Origin of the sequence: Yoonia sp. 2307UL14-13 (assembly GCF_037572755.1) — a bacterium.
Lineage (GTDB): Bacteria > Pseudomonadota > Alphaproteobacteria > Rhodobacterales > Rhodobacteraceae > Yoonia.
The window spans coordinates 97,999-116,138 of record NZ_JBBIFZ010000007.1 but is presented as its reverse complement, the minus strand read 5'-3'; the positions used below and the strand labels follow the sequence as shown (position 1 = coordinate 116,138).

General features: G+C 60.4%; 18 protein-coding genes. 11 read left to right on the top strand and 7 right to left on the bottom strand.

Annotation, left to right across the window (positions count from 1 at the left end; translation table 11 throughout):
- The first annotated feature begins 65 nt into the window (after window positions 1-65).
- Window positions 66-1,160, top strand: coding sequence for a hypothetical protein (locus V8J85_RS16320; protein WP_339954829.1), 1,095 nt, complete (start codon window positions 66-68; stop codon window positions 1,158-1,160).
- Window positions 1,161-1,183: 23 nt separating this feature from the next.
- Window positions 1,184-2,233, top strand: a complete 1,050-nt coding sequence (locus tag V8J85_RS16315) for a TAXI family TRAP transporter solute-binding subunit (RefSeq protein WP_339954828.1) — start codon at window positions 1,184-1,186, stop codon at window positions 2,231-2,233.
- A gap of 29 nt (window positions 2,234-2,262) precedes the next feature.
- Here the strand turns inward: V8J85_RS16315 and V8J85_RS16310 are convergent, their stop codons facing one another.
- Entirely contained in the window at window positions 2,263-3,846 is a 1,584-nt protein-coding gene (locus V8J85_RS16310) for an ExeA family protein (protein ID WP_339954893.1), read from the bottom strand.
- A gap of 326 nt (window positions 3,847-4,172) precedes the next feature.
- Complete coding sequence (locus tag V8J85_RS16305; RefSeq protein WP_339954827.1) at window positions 4,173-5,606, bottom strand: serine hydrolase; 1,434 nt, start codon at window positions 5,604-5,606, stop codon at window positions 4,173-4,175.
- A 347-nt stretch (window positions 5,607-5,953) separates the two neighbouring features.
- On the opposite strand from V8J85_RS16305, the gene clpS reads away from it, so the two are divergent.
- The 3 genes from clpS to V8J85_RS16290 are packed head-to-tail and all read left to right on the top strand — an operon-like array spanning window position 5,954 to window position 8,107.
- Window positions 5,954-6,295 carry an ATP-dependent Clp protease adapter ClpS gene (gene clpS / locus V8J85_RS16300; protein ID WP_339954826.1) on the top strand — a complete coding sequence of 114 codons (342 nt, stop codon included), beginning with the start codon at window positions 5,954-5,956 and terminating at the stop codon, window positions 6,293-6,295.
- Window positions 6,296-6,317: 22 nt separating this feature from the next.
- Window positions 6,318-7,289 carry a class I SAM-dependent methyltransferase gene (locus V8J85_RS16295; RefSeq protein WP_339954825.1) on the top strand — a complete coding sequence of 324 codons (972 nt, stop codon included), beginning with the start codon at window positions 6,318-6,320 and terminating at the stop codon, window positions 7,287-7,289.
- Window positions 7,290-7,303: 14 nt separating this feature from the next.
- Window positions 7,304-8,107, top strand: coding sequence for an SDR family NAD(P)-dependent oxidoreductase (locus V8J85_RS16290; RefSeq protein ID WP_339954824.1), 804 nt, complete (start codon window positions 7,304-7,306; stop codon window positions 8,105-8,107).
- Window positions 8,108-8,110: 3 nt separating this feature from the next.
- Here V8J85_RS16290 and ribA read toward each other — a convergent pair whose 3' ends face one another.
- Window positions 8,111-9,187, bottom strand: coding sequence for a GTP cyclohydrolase II (gene ribA / locus V8J85_RS16285; RefSeq protein WP_339954823.1), 1,077 nt, complete (start codon window positions 9,185-9,187; stop codon window positions 8,111-8,113).
- 156 nt (window positions 9,188-9,343) lie between these two features.
- Between ribA and V8J85_RS16280 the strand changes: the two genes are divergently transcribed.
- The 4 genes from V8J85_RS16280 (at window position 9,344) to V8J85_RS16265 (ending at window position 11,380) form a co-directional block, all read left to right on the top strand.
- Complete coding sequence (locus tag V8J85_RS16280; RefSeq protein ID WP_339954822.1) at window positions 9,344-10,030, top strand: response regulator transcription factor; 687 nt, start codon at window positions 9,344-9,346, stop codon at window positions 10,028-10,030.
- Between the two features lie 188 nt (window positions 10,031-10,218).
- The gene (locus tag V8J85_RS16275; protein WP_339954821.1) at window positions 10,219-10,590 is read left to right on the top strand and encodes a rhodanese-like domain-containing protein; all 372 of its coding nucleotides are present in this window, start codon (window positions 10,219-10,221) and stop codon (window positions 10,588-10,590) included.
- 76 nt (window positions 10,591-10,666) lie between these two features.
- On the top strand, window positions 10,667-10,900 hold the full coding sequence (locus tag V8J85_RS16270; protein WP_339954820.1) for a hypothetical protein: 234 nt from the start codon (window positions 10,667-10,669) through the stop codon (window positions 10,898-10,900).
- A gap of 147 nt (window positions 10,901-11,047) precedes the next feature.
- Window positions 11,048-11,380, top strand: a complete 333-nt coding sequence (locus V8J85_RS16265) for a hypothetical protein (RefSeq protein WP_339954819.1) — start codon at window positions 11,048-11,050, stop codon at window positions 11,378-11,380.
- Here the strand turns inward: V8J85_RS16265 and rnr are convergent.
- Both rnr and V8J85_RS16255 read right to left on the bottom strand, forming a co-directional pair.
- The gene (rnr, locus tag V8J85_RS16260; RefSeq protein ID WP_339954818.1) at window positions 11,361-13,604 is read right to left on the bottom strand and encodes a ribonuclease R; all 2,244 of its coding nucleotides are present in this window, start codon (window positions 13,602-13,604) and stop codon (window positions 11,361-11,363) included. The genes V8J85_RS16265 and rnr overlap by 20 nt on opposite strands.
- 31 nt (window positions 13,605-13,635) lie before the next feature.
- A complete protein-coding gene (locus V8J85_RS16255) occupies window positions 13,636-14,385 on the bottom strand; it encodes a helix-turn-helix domain-containing protein (protein ID WP_339954817.1) in 750 nt (249 codons plus the stop codon).
- Between the two features lie 108 nt (window positions 14,386-14,493).
- Here V8J85_RS16255 and V8J85_RS16250 point away from each other — a divergent pair, with 108 nt between their 5' ends.
- Entirely contained in the window at window positions 14,494-14,934 is a 441-nt protein-coding gene (locus V8J85_RS16250; RefSeq protein WP_339954816.1) for a hypothetical protein, read from the top strand.
- Here V8J85_RS16250 and dapE read toward each other — a convergent pair.
- Both dapE and V8J85_RS16240 read right to left on the bottom strand, forming a co-directional pair.
- Window positions 14,922-16,064 carry a succinyl-diaminopimelate desuccinylase gene (gene dapE, locus V8J85_RS16245; RefSeq protein ID WP_339954815.1) on the bottom strand — a complete coding sequence of 381 codons (1,143 nt, stop codon included), beginning with the start codon at window positions 16,062-16,064 and terminating at the stop codon, window positions 14,922-14,924. The two genes, V8J85_RS16250 and dapE, sit on opposite strands and share 13 nt — an antisense overlap.
- Window positions 16,065-16,170: 106 nt before the next feature.
- A complete protein-coding gene (locus V8J85_RS16240; protein WP_445285915.1) occupies window positions 16,171-16,503 on the bottom strand; it encodes a hypothetical protein in 333 nt (110 codons plus the stop codon).
- A 261-nt stretch (window positions 16,504-16,764) separates the two neighbouring features.
- On the opposite strand from V8J85_RS16240, the gene V8J85_RS16235 reads away from it, so the two are divergent.
- Window positions 16,765-18,084, top strand: a complete 1,320-nt coding sequence (locus tag V8J85_RS16235; protein WP_339954814.1) for an ABC transporter substrate-binding protein — start codon at window positions 16,765-16,767, stop codon at window positions 18,082-18,084.
- Window positions 18,085-18,140: the final 56 nt, after the last annotated feature.

The window sequence follows — 18,140 nt, the reverse complement described above, 5'->3', positions numbered from 1 at the left end:
AAACTCATCGCTTAACGTCAAGAGACGTTTTCGCAGTGTACCGTTTGTCAGTTTATTGGATAGATATGAAAAACTTTAGGTCGGCATCGTGCGTTTTCGCACTGCTCATTTTTTCTGGGTCAGGACTATTTGCCCAGACAGTCGCTTCGTCGGACGACAGTTCGGTCGATCAACTGTCGCAGCAGGCGGATGCATTCAGAAAGATTATCGCGTCTCTCGAGGCTGACGCCGCTGCTGCGCAAGCGGCTTTTGATGAAACGCAAGAGAAGCTGACGTCAGCAAATGCGGAATTGGCTGCAATAGAAACCCGTGTGACCGACCTGCGGTCCGAAGAGGCCGAGATGACCACACAGCGCGAGGCCGTGCGCGCCGAACTGAACGATCTGCAGGCCGAAAAGACGCGCATATCCGACGAAGTTGACGCGCTGGGCGACAAGTTGTCGGGCATGACCGATGATCTCGCGACCCAGCAAGCCGCGTTGGCGCAGGCACAAACCGATGCGCAAGCCAAACTGGACAGCACGATGGCCGAATTGGCCAGTGCAGAGCAGGAATTGGCGTCACTGCAAAGCGAACTGGACAATGCAGAGACCAGTTCGGGCACTCAGCTGTCTGATTTGGAAACGGCAATGACCGCCGCAAGTGCCGACTTGGCTACGCTCACCGCTGAAAAGACCGCGCTCGAGGCGGAATTGACCGCGCTGCAAGAACAGCGCGTCGCCGAGGAAAACAGCCTTGCCGAGGTGATCGAACAGGCGAACGTTGCGCGGGAGCGGGTTGATCAGCTGACCTCGGACGCGCTGAGCGCATTGGCGAATGCAACCGTCGAACGTGACAAGGCCGTGGCCGAAACCGCCGCTGCACGGGCGGAACTGGCCGCATTGCAAAACGCGCCGACGCCCCAGTCCGAACCACAGGCCGACACGGCGGCGGCGCCAACCCCGGACCCGCAAACGCGCCAAGATGCATTGACCTTGGACCAAATCCGCCAGGCATTGCAGGCCGCGCCGGGACTGAACGATGCATCCGCAGGACAACTTTCGCAGCTCGAGCAGCTGTTGTCGGATGGCGTTTGCGCACCGGACGCCCTGAAAACGGTTTTTGGCGCGGCCAACAGGCAAACCTTGGTATCGCTGATCCGCGACCTTGGGCGCTGCTAGGAATTCAGTGAGGAAAAATCGATATGTTTAACCTGAGAACACTCCAATCGGTGATCACCATCGCCGCGATGGCCCTTGGTGCAGGGGCGGCAAGCGCGCAGGAGTTCGAAAAGAACATCCTGACCGGCGGGCCGACCGGTACTTATATCCAGTTTGGCAACGACATCGCCGACCTGATGGGCGAATGCGGGCAAACCCTGATCGTGAACGAATCCGCAGGGTCGCTGGAAAATTTTCTTGGCGTGCGCCAGCGCCCCCGCACCCAGTTTGGGATCGTGCAAAGCGACGTTCTGGAGTATCTGCAGACCTATTCCGCCGATGATCCGGCCATTGCACGCGCCATCAGCGGTGTCCGCATCGCCTTTCCGCTTTACAATGAAGAGGTTCACATCCTCGCCAAGAAAGAGATCAACAGCCTGGCCGATCTTGCCGGTAAGCGTGTGGCGATCGGGGTCGAGGATAGCGGCACGTTCCTGACGGCCTCTCTTATCCTCGATCTGGCCGAGGTCGGCGTGGCCGAGGCCCTTACGATCGGCCCCGACGATTCATTCGCGCAGTTGCGGTCCGGCGACATCGATGCGTTTTTCTACGTCGCTGGCGCGCCGACCCGGTTGTTCGCCGATGCCGATATCGATCCAGAGGTCTTCCATTTGGTGCCGATCTCGGACCCTGTGCTGCAGTCGGTCTATACACCAGCCGAAATTCCGGCGGGCACCTATGACTTTCAGGAAGACGTGCTGGAGGTTGTCGCGGTCAAGGCGATCCTCATGACGTTCGAGTATAATCCGCGCCTGAACAGCTATCACCGGCAAAGCTGCAAGGCGGTATCCGACATCGCCAACCAGGTCTTCAGCCGGTTTTCCGATCTACAGGCCGAAGGTCACCCGAAGTGGAATCAGGTCGATTTGACGGATATCCCGCCGGGCTGGGACATTGCCGCCTGCGTGAACGAAGGGCTGGCCCCGGGCTATACCGTCAGCTGCACTGGCGGTCGCCCGGCAACTGCCGCTGCAGATGAAAGCGATGCCAACCGCGCCTATCGCGAACGTATCTGCGCCCAGATCGGCTGCTGAGAAAGACCGAAAAGGCGCAGCGAACCCTGCTATTCGTTGCGCTCATCCCCGATCGGGATCCAGTCAGCTATGCTCTGCTCGCTGGTCTGAACACGCCACAGTACCGCATCCGGCGGGATTTCGACCAGCGCGGCGGTCAACGGTGTGGTGAATTGGGCAATGGGGTTGCCGTCTGCATCCCCGATTTCCAACCGGAACATGGCCGCGTTTCCCTCCCAGATAAACTCGGCCATTGTGCCATTGATCGCGGAAAAAAGCGGGGTGATCGCACCGCCGTTAGCCAGATCACGGGGCGATACGGCTTTGTCCAACAACGCCGCATCCTCGGCTACGGCGTACCATTGCGCGGCGACATCCGGGGCGAACGTGACCCCATCCCCCGTCTCGAACAACTGCCCGAGGTAAAGCGCGCTGCGTGTATGGCCGCGGATGGCCGCCCGGCTGTAGGCAACCGCGATCTCTTGCGAACCGGTCGATGCGATCGCCGCATCGTAATAGGGACCGGCGGGGTCCGCGACCGGATCGAATGTGCGTTGCAGTGCGGGCAGGGCGGTTATGTCCGGTTCCGCGGTGGGCTGGGTCCTCTCGACGTCAGATTCGGTTGCGACAGACCGATCTGCCGGGCTGGTCACAGGTGGCGCGCCATACAATGCGACCATGATGGCATTGTCCGCGGGCAACGGACCAAAGGGGCTGAGAACGTAGATCACCGCAATCGCGACGATGCCTAAGATGGCGAACCCGGTGCCGCGTCTACCCTTGCGGGGCTTCGCCGCGCGAGACGATCCCCTTCGTGGTCCGGCGGGTGAAACTGGGGGCGATAGTAGTGGGTTCTCACGCAGCGGCGTGTCCACCTGTTGCCGCTGCGGCTCTTGTAGGACGATAACATCCGACGGGGCGCTTTGATCGTCGAGGGCGTCATGTTGGCCGGGTACTTCCATGTCGTCATAGATCACCAACGTTTGACGCAGCGACTCTGCCGTGATCGAAGTCGCCTTGCTTTCCCCGGCCAGAAACAGACAAACCTCGCACAGTTTGTTGATCTGGCGCGGCACCCCACCCGTCGCATCGGCGATCATGGGAACCGTCTCTGGCGCAAAGATGTCGTTGTCTGCAGGTGCGCCGGCCTTTTGCAGCCGACTGTCGATGTACGGCCCAACCTCATCCGGTGACAATGGCCCCAGGTCGATCGATGCATCAGACGATGCACCCTTGAGCAGCCGAAAGGCCGGTAGGTTCAATCGCCGCACCGTCGTCGGCTGACCGACCAGCAACACAGGAACAGGTATCGTCCGGGCGCGATCCCCGGTGGCGAGCTTGCCCAGGATCGCCGCGCCCTCATTGGACAGCAGATGCGCATCATCGACGATGACGATGGCGGATGATCCCGTCGACCGGGTCTGATCGACACCCGCCCAAAAAGCATGCCAAGGGTCTTCTATCGCCGGGGGCGGTTGGAAGACCTGGACAAGTTGGTTGAGGATAACGGCCGTTTCACCCCGTGGGTCACTGATCAGGCAAGGGCTGAATTCGCTATTCTTGCTCAGATCGGCCAGCAATGCCTGGACCAGTAACGTCTTTCCCAGCCCGGTTTCTCCGGTCAAAAGAGTCAGGAACGCCCCGTCCCGGATGCCGTCGCTTAGTGATTTGAGTGCTTGCGTATGTTGTCGCGACCCAAAAAAAAAGCAAGCTCTGGCCGTGTCGCGAAAGGGCGACGATCCAGTTGGAAATGGTCAAGATAAATCAAATCGTTACACCCGTTGCGCGCGACACGCCGAAAGCGATGATGTTCATATTACAAAGGTATAAGATGACGTGCCGTGCATCACGTCAAGAACTATCGAAAAGGGCGGCGGCTCGTACGCAGATACCTCTGACCCATATGTGCAAGGACCGCCGCATGCGACGACATCGAAATGTCACCGCAACACTTCGGCTGCTAGCTCTCGGACCCGATCATGAAACAGGTCGTCCCACGGGCCTGCAATCTGCGGCAGGCCAGGTCTGCGCCTTCCCGCGTCAGTCCCATGAAATTCGCGTCGAAGCCGCCCGACCGCTGCACGACCCGGCGAAGGGAACCGTCAAGCGTGCTCATCTCGTTCAGGGCAACCCGCAGCAGTACCTTTTCGGCCTCGTGCCGCGAATTGTAGCGCCCGACATTGACCCCCCAATGGCGTCCGCCAGAGGTTGATATCCGGGTGACGACTTCGGGGCCGGTTTCGACCGGGGCATTTGCCAGCGGGTCCGCCGCCGCGACGACCACTGTTTCCGCCTGTGGGGCGGGTCGCGCGGCCGGTGTCACCACCGGCGTCGTCGTCGCGACCTGAACCGGTGCCGGTGTTTCTGCTTCCAACGCACCGGCGAGCGCTTCGGCCACAGCGGCATCTACCGCACTCGCCACTGCCGCATCGATCACGCTTGGATCCACCGCCGCGATCAGAAGGTCTTCGGCAGGCGCTGTATCAGGCACGGGTCGTGCGATCGGCCGCATACTGGTGTTTACCAGACCACTCACGCGGACGATCTTGCCCGCGCTGCCCGACGTACCGGCACGGGCGCTGGGCGCCGACGAAACCATCGCGACGGGTGGGTTGGGTTGCCGGATGCGCGCGCGATCCGGCGCGCGGTTAAAGCCCATATCCATCAATTCGGTCACGCGGGCATTGCGGGCGGATGTCGAGGACCCACCGAACATCGTCACGATGATCCGTTCTTGGCCACGCTGCGCCGAAGCCGTCAGGTTGAAACCCGCCGCGCGGGTATAGCCTGTCTTGATCCCGTCGCCACCCTGATAGCTGTCCAGCCAGCGGCGGTTCGTATGGCGCACGCGGGCGATGCCGGCATCGGCGGTCCGACGCGAGAACAGGTTGTAGTATTGCGGAAAGTCATAGATCACGTGCCGTCCCAGGATCGACATGTCGCGGGCGGTCGACATATGTCCGTTCTGCGTCAGCCCATGGGCATTGCGGAAGGTCGTGTTGCGCATACCCATGGCGACGGCGGTGCGGTTCATGCGTGTTGCGAACGCCTCTTCCGAGCCGGAGATCGCCTCGGCAATGGCGGTCGAGGCATCATTGGCCGATTTCACCGCCGCCGCACGCAACAGATAACGTAGACGAATCCTTTGTCCGGAGCGCAGGCCCAGCTTCGAGGGCGGCTCGCTGGCCGCATGGCGGCTGATCGTGACCTCTGTGTCCAGCGTGATCTCGCCCCGCTGGATCGCCTGAAACGCGATATAAAGCGTCATCATCTTGGTCAGCGAGGCTGGGTGCAGCCGCGTGTCGGCGTTGCGCGAATGCAGCACCTCCCCCGTGCGGGCATCCATCACCATCGCCGCATAAGGCGCCGCCGCCATACGCACGGGCGCCAACATCAAAGTGATCAACAAAATACATGAAAATAGCCCCTTCAGGGCCGCCTGTCCCGGACGACTTGCCACGTCGCTGCCTCTTTATCTGCCTCTGGCCCCGGATTTTTCCGGTGACCTTATTGTTATGATCAAACGCTAACACAGCTTTAATTCTCGGAAAATACCCTAATTTCAAAGACTTTCGGGGTGTTCATGAGGCACCACTTGCAACATGTTGTGGCACAACCGGGATCGCCCCCAAGATCGTCAAAAATCCAGCGCTGGTGCGAAGACGACGCATTGCTGCATCAAGGGCCTTTTCAGCACCACCTCGTGTTTTATATATACCACGTAGCGAACGGGACCTTTTTATGCTCACTGACTGGATCATGATGGCGGACAAGCGCGAAGATGACGACGGTGATGTTGGCGTCGCACTCGAAACCAAACCAAAGACAAAGCGTCCGCCTCTTTATAAGGTATTGATCCTGAACGATGATTTCACGCCGATGGAATTTGTGGTGCACGTTTTAGAGCGTTTTTTCGGCTTGTCCCATGCGCAGGCGTTCGAATTGATGTTGACGGTGCACAAGAAAGGTGTGGCCGTCGTCGGTGTCTTCAGCCACGAAATCGCCGAGACGAAAGTGGCGCAGGTCATGGACTTCGCCCAGCGTCATCAGCACCCGCTGCAATGCACCATGGAGAAAGAATAGCGACTCGTCGCTATTCCCCCTGATGCCCCAATCCCGCCTCGCGACCGCACTGAATGACGGCCTTTTGGCGTTGCCCGCAGGCAACATCTGCGTGATGCGGCCCTCGGCAACGTATGATGTGGTCGCCCTGCCGCGAGAGGCCGTGCAGATCATGCAGGGGTTCCATCCGGATCATATCGCTTGGGAACGTGCAGGCTATCCGGTCGGACAGGAAGGTGGCGCCGCATCCGTCGCAATCGTCGTTGTCCCGCGGGCCAAGGCCCTGGCGCGCGACATGATCGCACGGGCCTGCACGAATGCCGACCTTATCATCGTCGACGGTCAGAAGACCGACGGCGTGGATAGCTTGTTCAAGGACTGCCGCAAGCGGCTGGGCGATTTGTCATCCATCACCAAAGGACATGGGCGGCTGTTTTGGTTCGACAAAACCGACGCCTTCGCGGATTGGGCCGCTGGCCCCCCGCAAATGGGCCCGCACGGTTTCTACACGAATGCCGGTGTCTTTTCGGACGGTGCGATCGATGCAGGCTCTACCCTTCTTGCCGAACACCTGCCTGCGAAATTGCCTGCCCGCATGGCTGATCTGGGGGCGGGGTGGGGTTATCTCGCCGGTCCGGTGCTGGAACGGAAGGGCGTCATATCGCTCGACCTGATCGAGGCCGAGGCGCTGTCGGTCGCCTGCGCCCGTAAAAACGTGACCGACCCCCGCGCCACGATCCACTGGGCCGACGCGACGGATTTCACACCTGACGCGGCCTTCGACGGCATCGTCATGAACCCACCCTTCCACACCGGCCGCACACCCGATCCGGCGTTGGGGCGCGCCTTTATCCACGCCGCCGCACGTTTGTTGACACCGAACGGTAAGCTCTGGATGGTCGCGAACCGCCATCTTCCCTATGAAACCACGTTATCCGATACGTTTCGCAACGTGGACATGATCGCCAGTACCAATGCGTTCAAGGTTTTCCACGCCAATCGGCCCAAGCGCTGAGAAGGAGCCCAAACATGTCTTTTTCGATTGATGGCAAAACCGCCATCGTGACCGGGGCCGCCAATGGCGTCGGCCTCGCCATCGGGCGACAATTCGTCAAGATGGGCGCCAATGTCGTCTTTGCCGATATGGATGAAAAAACGCTGGAAGATCAGATGGGCGATGCCGCCGAGGGCGAAACGAACGTCCGCATTTTTGCAGGCGATATGCGCAAGAAGCTGACGATCGCCAACCTGCTGTCGGCGACGGTCGATGCGTTCGAGCGTGTCGATATCCTCGTCAATGCCTCGCGTCAGGTGATGACGACCGACCCTCTGAACCCCGACGACAATTCCGTCGAAGAGCTTTTGCAACAAAACATGATGACCGCCCTTCGGATGAGCCAGGCAACGGCCCGACGAATGATCAAACAGGCCGAGGGACAGGACGAAGGGCCGGTCGGGTCAATCGTGAACATCAGCTCCATCGCCGCACGCCGGTCGCATCCCGATCTTCTGGCCTATTCGATCAGTTCCGCAGCACTCGACCAAATGACACGGTCCATGGCCGTGGCACTCGCGCCGAAACGGATCAGGGTGAATGCCGTGGCTTTCGGCAGCGTCATGAGCGCAAGTCTGAAAGGATCCTTAAAAGATCATGAAGAGGCGCGCGAGGCCATCGTCGAAAACACCCCCCTCCACCGGATCGCCAGCCCCGGTGAGGTGTCAGACGCCGTGCAATACCTGGCGTCCGACGCCTCGGGTTTCGTGACCGGTCAGATCATCACGGTGGATGGGGGTAGAACGTTGTTGGATCCGGCAGCGGTGTCGGCGCACTAGAAGTCACAGCAAATGCCCCGACTTCGCGGCCTTGGTCGCGAGATAGGCCGCGTTATGCGCGTTCTCACCGACCTGCAGCGGCACCCGCTCTGTCACGGTGATCCCGCAGCTTTCCATCCGGGCGACTTTGGCCGGGTTGTTGGTCAGCAGGCGCACCTGCGAAAACCCCATCCGTTTCAGAATATCCGCCCCGATCCGGAAGTCGCGCTCATCATCTTCGAACCCCAGCCGGTGGTTTGCCTCAACAGTATCGAACCCCTGATCCTGCAGCGAATAGGCCCGCATCTTGTTCGCGAGGCCGATCCCGCGGCCCTCTTGATTAAGGTAAAGCAGCACACCTTCGTCAGCCGCGCCCATCTGCGCAAGCGCCCCACGCAACTGCGGGCCACAATCGCATTTCAGCGACCCAAGCAGGTCGCCTGTGAAACAGGCCGAATGCAGACGGGACAAGACGGGTTTGGATCGATCCGGCTGTCCGATCTCGACGGCATAATGCTCTTCCGCGCCGTCATCGGGGCGGAACACATGCAGCTGACCCGCCTCTGACACGGACAGCGGTAAGCGGGCATGTACGACGGCTTGCATTGGCGAAAGGGTCGTGTCGGTGAACGGTTCAACGGGCAATAGCGTCAGATTATGCGCTGTGGCGAACGCTGCCCCGTCCAACACCGCGCATGTCAACACGGCAGGCAGCAGCCGGGCGGCCTTGGCCAGCGCGATGGCGGCGCGATGCATGGCGGCATCGCCGTCACGCACCGCATGAAATGGCCCCTTCATCGGGTTCTGCAGGTCATCCGCCGGGTCCGCGACCGCCTTCACCCAGGCTGGACCCGCATCTTTGGGAACGGTGATCCGTGCGATGTCGTCGTCATAGACATGCACCTTCAACGTGCGCGCACGCCAGTCGGTGATCGCCAAAACGGCGGGCTCATCCAGTGCCATCAGGTCGGCAAACCGGGCCGCATCCAGCGTCTCGGCGGCCAAAACCACCAGCCCACCCTCCAACACAACCGGCACACCCATACGCAAATCGGCCCGGGCGCGGGCGATCCGTTCGGTGATGTCGGGGGAAAAACCCATGTCTGGCTGCCTTCCTTTGTTACAGCAGATAGTCGGTTTCAGTGTGAAAGTGAAACATTTGCCGGGCAGGGGACACGTCCGTGTGAAATATTTCAGGAAACCTTGCCGCAGCCGCCCGTTCATCACATTTCTAATCACGAAACGACGGAGCATGTAATGGCACAACTGAAACGCATTTTGTTGGTCGATGATGATGATGATCTGCGCGAAGCGCTGGGCGAACAGCTTCTCATGACCGAAGATTTCGACGTGTTCGAGGCCGATGACGGCGCGAGCGCGATGGTCAAGGCGAAAGAGGGAATCTATGACCTGATGATCCTCGACGTGGGTCTGCCGGATACGGACGGGCGGGAACTGTGCCGGGTATTGCGCAAGCAGGGCGTGAAATGCCCGATCGTTATGCTGACTGCGCAAGACAGCGACGCGGATACGATCCTCGGCCTCGATGCCGGCGCGAATGACTACGTCAGCAAGCCGTTCAAATTTCCTGTATTGCTCGCACGGATTCGCAGCCAGCTGCGTACCCATGAACAGTCCGAAGATGCCGTATTCCAGCTTGGGCCATACACATTCAAACCTGCCCAAAAGATGCTGGTGACCGAGGACGACAAAAAGGTCCGCCTGACCGAGAAAGAAACCAATATCTTGAAGTTTCTTTACCGTTCGACCGAAGGTGTTGTGGCCCGCGACGTGCTGCTGCACGAGGTTTGGGGGTACAATGCGGGCGTGACGACGCACACATTGGAGACACATATTTACCGTCTTCGTCAAAAAATAGAACCAGATCCGTCCAATGCCCGCCTTCTTGTGACCGAATCCGGTGGCTATAGATTAGTGGCGTAGTAAATTTGGCGGTCGGGTCAGCCTCCCAAGCCTGACCGTCAAACGCAACAGAATCCCGCCGGAGATCGGGTCATATCTCCACCTCCCTGTTGGACTTGCCCGGGCTTCGTGCCCGGGCTTTTTTTATGGCGCTTGCCATTATGAACGTTAGGCTGAGGGCGAACATCATGGTGGAGAGGAGCAATACAATGAAATCATCCAAGGACTACATGGAAGAGGCCAACGCCGCCGTGACCCGCATTCCGGGTGGCGAGGCGATTTCGAAACACGGGACCGATGCGGTGTTCGTCGATGTCCGTGACAGCGCGTCGATCGCCAAAACGGGCACGATCGCCGGTGCCGTGCGTGTACCCCGTGGGATGATGGAATTCGCCGCCGACCCGGCGACTGATTTTCACAACAAGGCGCTGCAGAAAGACGCGAATATCTATCTGGTCTGTGGGGCAGGCGGACAGGCGGCGCTTGCTGGCAAGACACTCAAGGACATGGGCTACGAAAACGTGACCAATATCGGCGGTATCGGTGAGTGGAAGGACGCAAACGGCCCGATGGAGGAATGATGCGATAGACACTCTTGGTCAACCTCTCGACCTGCCCTGTGGCACACGTCTGAAAAATCGACTGATCAAATCTGCCATGTCCGACTCTTTGGGCGTCGGGGCGTGCAACCCGACCGCCGCGCAGATCCGATTGGACGAACGCTGGGCCGTCGCCATCGGATATCGCCGGATTGCGGTGCGAGGGGATGTCACTTGCGGATATTCAAGCCCTGCCGAACCTTTGTTACCCGCGCCGCTGGGCTGGCGCAGTGCAGCGACCAATCGTTTGGAAAGTGGCCTGACGCCCAAAGATGCGCTGCATGTCGTTTGACTGCTCGATCTGAACTCGGTCGATCTGATCGACACCGGTGGCGGTACGTATTTCCCGGGTGCGCCTGCCAGTTCGGACGGTGTATCTGACGGCGCCTATTTCGCTGACTTTGCACAGAAGGCGAAGACGCTGACCGATATACCGATTATGCTGACAGGCGGTATACGGACGCGGGATCAGGCGCACGCGCTTTTGCGCGAAGGCGCGGCGGATGCGGTTGGTCTGGCCCGCGCGATGGCGCTGGACCCGAACCTCCCCGCGAAGTGGCTGGCGGGGCCAGAAGGCCCGACCTTCCCGCGCTTTACAGAGACACCACCGGGTGGAGTGACAGCTTGGTATTCCATGCGGTTGACAGCCTTGGGTGAAGACGCCGAGGATCGCTTCGATATGGCCGTGCCCGAGGCGCTTGCGGCCTATGGCGCCCGCGACGCTGCACGGTGCGAGTTGTGGCGAAAGCGGTTCACTTCCGCCGTCGCTTGACCTTGCGCGCCGTGGCCGCTGCCTTCTTGCGCGCGCTTCCGGCACGTCTTCGTACCGGTTTTCCCCGGCCCCGCGCAGGCCCTTTGGGCAATGTCTTCCCATCGACCTCAAGCAATTCAACGATGAGCCCCCCGGTTACCGGCGCCGCCTTGGCCAGCTTGACCGTCGCCCGCTGGCCCAACCCGATGACCAGCCCGCTATCGCTGCCCATCAAGGTCTGACTGTCGGCATCATAACCCCAATATTCGTTGCCCAATGTCCGTAGTGGCACCATCGCATCCGCACCGGTTTCATCCAGCTTCACGAACAACCCAAATTTCGCGATCCCGCTGATCCGCCCGGTCAGTTCCGCGCCCACCCGGTCAGCCAGAAAGGCGGCCAAATACCGATCAGTCGTGTCGCGCTCGGCCAGCATCGACCGTCGTTCAGTGTCGCTGATCTGCTTGGCCGTCGCTTGCAGGTGTTCGATATCCCACGGGCTCAGCCCATCATCATCCCAGCCATACACCGCGATCAGCGCCCGATGCACGATCAGGTCGGCATAACGGCGGATGGGCGATGTGAAATGCGCATAGGCCCGAAGGGCCAGCCCGAAATGCCCGAAATTGTCGGGGCTGTAATAGGCCTGCGTCATGGAACGCAGGGTCGCCATGTTGATCAGTTCCTGATTTTCCGTATCCGCCGCCCCGGTCAGCAGCCGGTTCAGGTGCGCCGTTTTCAGGACCTGCCCCTTGGCAAGAACCAATCCCGACGCCTGCGCGACCTCGCGCAGCGCGTCCAGCTTTTCGGGGCTGGGTTCCTCGTGGACCCGGAATAGCAATGGCGACTTCTTGGCAATTAGAATCTCGGCAGCAGCAACATTGGCGAGGACCATGAATTCCTCGATCAACCGATGCGCGTCGAGCCGCTCCTTTTCCGCGACCGACGTGACCTTGCCATCGTCATTCAGCTTGATCTGTCGCTCCGGCAGGTCTAATTCCAACGGTTGCCGCGCAGCGCGCGCTTTCTTCAGCGCGGCATAGGCCGCGTAAAGCGGTTGGATGATGTCATCCATCAACGGCGCGGTCTTGGCATTGGGTCGTCCATCGACGGCCTGCTGTACCTCTTCGTAGTTCAACGATGCGACTGATTTCATCAGCCCACGGTGAAATTCATGGCCAATCTTGTTCCCGCTCCCGTCGATCTTCATCGCCACAGCAATACAGGCCCGTTCGACGCCCTCATGCAGCGAACACAGATCGCCCGACAGCCGGTCGGGCAGCATCGGCACGACCCGGTCGGGGAAATAGGTGGAATTGCCGCGTTTGCGCGCCTCGCGGTCCAAAGCGCTGTTCGGGCACACGTAATGGGCCACATCGGCGATAGCGACCCAGATGGTGAAGGTGCCGTCGTCGTGGGCTTCGACATAGCAGGCATCGTCGTGGTCGCGGGCGTCAGATGGGTCGATCGTTACAAGGGGGAGGTCGCGGAGGTCTTTGCGGCCTTTCAGCCCCGCGGGTTTCGCCGCATCAGCCTCTGCAATGACCTCATCCGGGAAATGATCAGGGATGCCGTGCTGGTGGATCGCGATCAGCGACACGGCGCGCGGTTCGGTCGGGTCGCCGAGGCGCGCGATGATACGCGCCTTCGGCAACCCCATACGGCCCTTCGGTCCGGCCTGTTCCGCCTCGACCAACTCGCCGTCTTTCGCGCCGCCTGTCGCGCCTGCGGCGACGGTCCATTGCTTGTCCGACCCCTTGTCGATGGGCATCACGCGCCCGCCTTCGGACCCGGCACGGTACACGCCAAGAATGCGCCGCGGGTTCGTCCCGATCCGCCGGATCATGCGGCCCGTATGACTGTGATCCTCGGTCGCGTCGACCGTCAGGCGGGCGAGGATGCGGTCGCCTTCGCCCAAGGCGGGGTCACTGTCGCGCAGCATCATCAGGATGCGGGGTTCGGCGCCTTGGCCCTTCCATTCCAGCGGGCGGGCAAACAGATCGCCGTTCTCATCCGGCCCGACCACCTGCAGCACGGCCACAGGCGGCAATTCCTCGGTATCTCGATAGGACGATCGCCGCTTGGTCAGCTTGCCGTCATCCTGCAATTCGCGCAGCAACCGTTTCAGCTCGATCCGCGCCGCACCTTTGATGCCAAAGGCCCTGGCGATATCGCGTTTCGCGGTCTTGGTGGGGTTGTCCGAGATCCATGACAGAATTTCGGATTTTGAAGGAACGCGTGTCATGGGACTGCCCTAACATGGGCAGACAGGGCCGTCATCCCGTCAGGTTTTCAAGGATCACGCGCGACGCCTCATCGGCGGGAAAGTACAACTCGATCTTCAATTCGTTCAGCGCCAGATCCTCGGGCGTGCCGAATTGTGCGATGGTCGCGAAAAGGGACAGGCGCGCCTCGCCCAGCCGATAAATCGTGGGAACGACGGGGGCCAGCGCCGTATCGGAACGGCCCGGCACCTGCGCCAGATGCGCCGCCACGCGGTCAAGCATGGCGATGCCGCCTTGCGCGACACTTTCCGTCCGCAAGCGTTGGGCTGCGTGATGGGCCACGTCGGGCCAATTCTCGATCAGTGGTGGCAGATGATCGGACATCATCAGGTCCAGCAGGCTGTCGCCCTCGGTTACGTTCAGACCCGCGAACAAGGTCCGGGCGGGGCCATTCATCTTGTGCAGGATCCATAACCGGTCCAAGGCCAGCGCCGGATAAGGCGCGTGGCGGTCCAGCATGTGATCGATGGCCATCCGCACCGGCGCCATATCGGCGCCATCCCAATCACGCGCGCTGTACTGGGCGGCAAAACCGGCATGGGTCAGCATCTGATTGCGGGCCGCAAGGGGCAGCTGCATCACATCCGACAACCGCCCGATCATGTCGCGGCTGGGCCGCGCCCGCCCGGTTTCCAGAAAACTGATATGGCGGGAGGACACGTCAGCCTCCAACGCCAGGTCCAGCTGGCTCAGCCTGCGCGTCTTGCGCCAGGTTTTCAGGGTCTCGGGGAATGCACTCATACCGTCACCCTAACCGATGGATCGGCGCAGGTCAGTTACCTCCAAGGTAATTGTTTTGCCGCGGCGGTCGGTCCTATCCATGCCCCAACACGAAACAGGAGCATCCACATGACCCATGATTTCCACAAATTCTGGCTCAAGATTACGGCGATCGTCATCGGATCGTTCGGGCCTGTGTTCTTCCTCGCCACGATGTTGCCTACGGCAGAACCGGCACGGTTCACGCTTGATCTGATCGCCTGGCCACTCGATGGGGTGCAGAGCTTCGACGACGGCACAACCCGTTTCCTCTCGGCTCTCACCGGCGGTTTCCTGTTGGGATGGGGCGTGACGATCTGGTGCCTCGCCACGCAGGTCTATGATCACGCGCCCGAGGGCGTGCGGCGCAGCGTCGTCGTCGGGGTATTGGCATGGTTCGTGCTGGACAGCGCCGGGTCGGTGCTATCGGGCAATCCATCGAATGTTCTGTTCAACATCCTGATCCTGCTGGTCGCCATCGGCCCGCTCTGGCGTAGGGTGGGTGAAACCAACGCGCATTACGCAAAATAATCGCGCAAAATCCGCCCATAAATGGCCTTGAGCTGATGCACCTGATCCACGGCAACCCGTTCGTCGACCTGATGCATGGTCTTACCGACAAGGCCGAATTCAACCACCGGGCAGTGATCTTTGACGAACCGGGCATCCGACGTCCCGCCCGAGGTCGAGAGCGCGGGCTTACGCCCCGTCTCGGCCTCAACAGCTTGCGCCACAAGATCAGACAATTCGCCGGGCGGGGTGACAAAGCTCTCGCCCGAGACCTTCACCTTGATATCGACGTCGACGTCGAACTCGTCAGTGACGCGGCCCGCCTCATCCCCGATCCAATCGACGATAGACTGGCTGGTATGGGCGTCGTTGAAACGCACGTTGACCGCGGCCTGACACGATGCGGGGATGACATTCGTCGCCGGATTGCCGGTGTCGATACTGACGACGGCAAGGGTCGAAGGATCGAAATGATCCGTTCCCTGATCCAACTCGTGCGATGCCAACCGATCCATCAGACGCGCCATCGCGGGCAGAGGATTCTTGGCCCGATGCGGATAGGCGGAGTGGCCCTGAATGCCCCGCACGGTGACCCAAACAGTCAGCGACCCACGGCGCCCGATCTTCATCGCCTCGCCCATCTCATTCGGGCAGGTGGGTTCGCCCACCAGACAAACCGACATCGCCTCGCCCTCCTGCACCATCCAGTCCAGCAGGGCGGTCGTGCCATGCAGCGCGTCGCCCTCTTCGTCCCCCGTGATAGCAAGAACGATGGCGCCGTCAGGCGGTGTATCGTTCACGAAATCGATGGCGGCAGCAGCAAACGCCGCTACGCCCGATTTCATATCCGTCGCGCCGCGCCCGTAAAGATACCCGTCCTTCAACTCCGCCCCGAACGGCAGCACCGACCAATCGTTTTCATTGCCAACGGGCACCACATCGGTATGGCCATTGAACCCGAACGTGCGGTTCGCTCCTTTCCGGCCCCAGCGCGCGAAAAGGTTGGCGACACCACCTCGATCGACCCGGGTGCAATCGAAACCGGCGGCGCTGAGTTTCCGTTCGAGAAGAACCAACGCCCCGCCTTCTGCAGGGGTGACAGACGGACAACGGATCAGTTCAGCGGTCAGGACAACAGGATCGGTGGGCATGGGCGGCTCCTTTTCCCGCATGGCTATCGGGAAGGGACGGGGGATGCAATTTTTGGAGTGTTAGCGCCGTTCTTCCTGTTCTGATCTTGTTCTCATTGCCACCCACTCACCCCTCATCAAAAAACGGCGTCATCTGCGCCACGATCACGCTGTTTTCCTCCAGCGCCCGTTGCATCAGCGCCTTTTCCTCATCCGAGATGTCGTGCCCCTCTGCCAACCGTTCCTCCAGCGTGCCATAGCCGGACACGTCCAGCGGGGCCAAATCGGCCTGCTTCAGGATCGCCACGGTTTCGCGCACCGCCTCGGCCTCGTCCACGCCGCTGGCATAGCACACCAATGCGCCGCCCGTGGCTTCTTGGGGCAGGCCATCCCCGGCGTTGCGGCCTACTTCGACCAGCAAGGTATAGACCTGTTGTTTCGACTTCGCCTTCGACATCATCCGCCCATTTCTTCGCGCCGCCTCTGGATGAGGTGAACGCGTGCAGGTGTCAATATAAGCACTTTGACGGATGGCCTGCGCAACACGAGGGGATTAAAGTCAACAATCATGAAAGACCTAAACATCTGATAAAATTACGCTTTCTAAGTTTTTGAGTTACGCACCTCAGAAATGCATAGACTTGAGGTACGCACCTCATATAGCCTCAAACCACGCCACGATTCGCAAAAAATGAACCTGGCGCATGAAGGGGAGGAATTTATGTCTTATTTGAAACTGGCTGGCGCCAGCGCCATTGCGATCGCGGCAACAGGGGCTGCATCGACAGCATACGCCGATGACCTGACGCTCTGCTGGGCCGCCTGGGATCCGGCCAATGCCTTGGTCGAACTGTCAAAAGATTTCGAGGCCGAGTCCGGCCACACGATGAATTTCGAATTCGTGCCGTGGCCCAATTTCGCGGACAGGATGCTGAACGAACTGAATGCGGGTGGCCAACTCTGCGACCTGCTGATCGGTGATAGCCAATGGATCGGTGGCGGCGCGGAAAACGGCCACTACGTCAAACTGAACGATTTCTTCGACAGCGAAGGCATTTCCATGGACGATTTCGCACCGGCGACCGTCTATGCCTATTCGACATGGCCGAAGGGTACGCCCAATTACTACGCTCTGCCAGCGATGGGTGACGCCAACGGCTGGTTCTACCGCAAGGACTGGTTCGAACGGGACGATATCAAAGCCGCCTATCAGGAGGCGACTGGCGAAGAACTGCGCGAACCACAGACACAACGGGAACTGCTGCAAATCGCCCAATTCTTCCAGGAACGCGAGATCGACGGCAAAACCGTCTACGGCGCGGCTATCTTTACCGAACGGGGCTCCGAAGGGATCACCATGGGCGTGACCGGCGCGCTTTATACCTGGGGCTTCAAATACGAAAACGAACCCGGATCCTACGACATGGTCGGCGCGGTGAACTCGGCTGAGGCCGTCGAGGCATTGGAATTCTACAAAGAATTCTACGAAACTGCGACGCCGCCGGGCTACACGAACTCCTACATGGGTGAGTCGCTCGATGCGTTCAAATCCGGGCAGGTGGCGATGGCGATGAACTGGTTCGCCTTCTTCCCCGGCCTCTACGCCGACCCGGCCACCGGCGGGGACAAGATCGACTTTTTCGTGAACCCACCGCAGAACATCGCGGCGTCGACCCTTGGCGGTCAGGGGATTTCGGTGGTCAGCTATTCCGACAAACAGGATGCGGCGCTGGAATACATCAAATGGTTCGCGCAACCCGATGTGCAGGCCAAATGGTGGGAGCTGGGCGGCTATTCAGCCCACAACGCCGTGCTGCAAGACCCGGGCTTTGTCGAAAGCCAGCCCTTCGCCGGTGACTTCCTCGAAGCCATGGATGCCGTGCAGGATTTCTGGCAGGAACCGGCTTATGCCGAACTCCTCCTCGCGATGCAAAAGCGGGTGCATGACTATGTGGTCGCCGATCAGGGCACCGCGCAAGAGGCGCTCGATAAACTGATCGAGGACTGGACCGAAGTCTTCGAGGACGAAGGCAAGCTCTAAGCGTGTGGCGGGCACATGCCCGCCGCAAACCGCAACCCGTAGGGCGGGCGCAACCC

What these genes read in the sequence shown, in the direction of transcription:
- V8J85_RS16255 (WP_339954817.1), bottom strand. Translation starts at nt 14,385, where the DNA reads ATGAGTGCATTCCCCGAGACCCTGAAAACCTGGCGCAAGACGCGCAGG.
- ribA (WP_339954823.1), bottom strand. Translation starts at nt 9,187, where the DNA reads ATGGGTTTTTCCCCCGACATCACCGAACGGATCGCCCGCGCCCGGGCC.
- V8J85_RS16265 (WP_339954819.1), top strand. Translation starts at nt 11,048, where the DNA reads ATGCTGACAGGCGGTATACGGACGCGGGATCAGGCGCACGCGCTTTTG.
- V8J85_RS16295 (WP_339954825.1), top strand. Translation starts at nt 6,318, where the DNA reads ATGCCCCAATCCCGCCTCGCGACCGCACTGAATGACGGCCTTTTGGCG.
- V8J85_RS16280 (WP_339954822.1), top strand. Translation starts at nt 9,344, where the DNA reads ATGGCACAACTGAAACGCATTTTGTTGGTCGATGATGATGATGATCTG.
- V8J85_RS16270 (WP_339954820.1), top strand. Translation starts at nt 10,667, where the DNA reads ATGTCCGACTCTTTGGGCGTCGGGGCGTGCAACCCGACCGCCGCGCAG.
- V8J85_RS16290 (WP_339954824.1), top strand. Translation starts at nt 7,304, where the DNA reads ATGTCTTTTTCGATTGATGGCAAAACCGCCATCGTGACCGGGGCCGCC.
- V8J85_RS16305 (WP_339954827.1), bottom strand. Translation starts at nt 5,606, where the DNA reads ATGTTGGCGCCCGTGCGTATGGCGGCGGCGCCTTATGCGGCGATGGTG.
- rnr (WP_339954818.1), bottom strand. Translation starts at nt 13,604, where the DNA reads ATGACACGCGTTCCTTCAAAATCCGAAATTCTGTCATGGATCTCGGAC.
- clpS (WP_339954826.1), top strand. Translation starts at nt 5,954, where the DNA reads ATGCTCACTGACTGGATCATGATGGCGGACAAGCGCGAAGATGACGAC.
- V8J85_RS16240 (WP_445285915.1), bottom strand. Translation starts at nt 16,503, where the DNA reads ATGATGTCGAAGGCGAAGTCGAAACAACAGGTCTATACCTTGCTGGTC.
- V8J85_RS16250 (WP_339954816.1), top strand. Translation starts at nt 14,494, where the DNA reads ATGACCCATGATTTCCACAAATTCTGGCTCAAGATTACGGCGATCGTC.
- V8J85_RS16315 (WP_339954828.1), top strand. Translation starts at nt 1,184, where the DNA reads ATGTTTAACCTGAGAACACTCCAATCGGTGATCACCATCGCCGCGATG.
- dapE (WP_339954815.1), bottom strand. Translation starts at nt 16,064, where the DNA reads ATGCCCACCGATCCTGTTGTCCTGACCGCTGAACTGATCCGTTGTCCG.
- V8J85_RS16320 (WP_339954829.1), top strand. Translation starts at nt 66, where the DNA reads ATGAAAAACTTTAGGTCGGCATCGTGCGTTTTCGCACTGCTCATTTTT.
- V8J85_RS16275 (WP_339954821.1), top strand. Translation starts at nt 10,219, where the DNA reads ATGAAATCATCCAAGGACTACATGGAAGAGGCCAACGCCGCCGTGACC.
- V8J85_RS16235 (WP_339954814.1), top strand. Translation starts at nt 16,765, where the DNA reads ATGTCTTATTTGAAACTGGCTGGCGCCAGCGCCATTGCGATCGCGGCA.